This window comes from Vibrio sp. 1402 (genome assembly GCF_033340275.1).
In genome coordinates, this window is record NZ_JAWOWE010000226.1 from 1 (window position 1) to 738 (window position 738).

Consider the following 738-nt stretch of genomic DNA (forward strand, 5'->3'; position numbering starts at 1 on the left):
AAGCGATCCACTTGGTCTTGGCGCATGGTTTGGCCGTGAATGAGTACAGGTCGGCGGTCTTGTTTTCCTAGCTTTTCATTTGCTTTGGTCACTGCATTGATAAATTGCTCGATCGCAGCGTCACCATTGGCATGCGTCAGCACCTGCCATTCATTTTTAAAGGCCGTTTCTACGTAATCGTAAGCTTGTTGATCTTCAAAGGTTGGGTAGCCTGCGTAGTCTTTATCTTGTCCATGTGGCGGGTGGAAGTAAGGCTGACTTAGCCATGCCGTTTTACCTTGTGGAGAGCCATCAAAGTTCAGCTTTACGCCACCGATGCGGAAATGGTTTGTGTACTCTGGCGTGTTGTATTCCGAGTCCATAAAATCACTGCTCGATACCATATCGGCGTACGCAACCAAGTCGATCATCAGCTTGTCGTTTTTCGACGCGCGTTTCATCGCTTCATAACCTTCTGATGTTGCTCGCCCTTCTTGAGCCGTGGTATAGCCATATTTCGCGTACATACTTTGCGACGCTTCTAACATGCGATCTTGAAGTTCAGAATCAATCAACTTATTGAGGTTGAACAGCATTGCAAAGTGCGCGTTTTCTTCTAGGACCCCATTGGGTTCTTGGCTGTTTTCCATTCGGCGGATAATGCCACCTTTTGGATCTTCCGATTCTGATGTGATGCCTGCTAGCTCTAAGGCTTTACTGTTTGCGACACTCAAATGCCCCGAAGTGTGAATGATCAAT

Annotated in this window: 1 protein-coding gene; it reads right to left on the reverse strand. The window is 47.2% G+C overall.

The annotated features are described in order from the left end of the window. Nucleotides 1-738, reverse strand: a 738-nt coding sequence (locus R7044_RS25250; RefSeq protein WP_225455999.1) for an amidohydrolase, incomplete at both ends; no start/stop codon positions are given.